Annotated in this window: 1 pseudogene; it reads right to left on the reverse strand. The window is 48.0% G+C overall.

The features are described 5' to 3' along the window. Positions 1–748 (reverse strand): annotated as a pseudogene (locus tag R8N49_RS26800) (nuclease); the annotation flags it as partial.

Below are 748 nucleotides of genomic sequence, written 5' to 3' on the forward strand. Positions count from 1 at the left end.
GTGTATTTGCTGCCATACTCAAACAAATTACTTTCTAGTGAGTTAATGTGCCAATCTTCAATCGCTACCACTTTTTGCGCCAAACTGTTGCTTGCCAAGGCGTGGTCTAAATTGCCCAGCTCACCAGAATAGGTGTACGAGAACGTGTCTGTGCCATGCAGCAAGGTATTAAGGTTGTTCAGGCCGTAACCTTGTTTGATTTGCGTTTGCTCAACTTGCAACTCACCACCGTTGATTGTGGTGTAACCCGCTGTGTAGATATCACGTCCGTATTTCTCTTTCGAGTAATCAGTCAGTGTCAGTAGTGGATCTTCCATGCCATACGCATTGAGGTCCCCCATCAGCAACACATCGCCTTTCACGTCTTTCAACGCTTCACCCACTGCGTGCGCAGCGGAAACACGGAAGTTGTTACAGTTGCCTTGCAGATCCGCAGGCTCCGAGTCTTCTACGCCAGCGATCCACTCTTCAATACATTCAGAACCTTTCGATTTGAAGTGGTTAACGACGATAGAAAGATCTTCACCGCTCTCTTGTACCGTGAAGGTTTGCAACAAGCTGTGGCGTTGGTATTTGTCGTACGCAGGGTTGCTCTCAGCACCATCTTTACGAGTAATGGTGTTTTCGGCAATGTGCTGCTCTGGCGTGAAGATCACTTTCGCCGCTTCTTTTGGCGTGACCACTTTCGCGCGGTACAAGATAGCAACCATGATCGCATCACTTCCGAAGTACTCTTCTTGGTACTTGT

Source organism: Vibrio sp. 1978 (genome assembly GCF_033344345.1).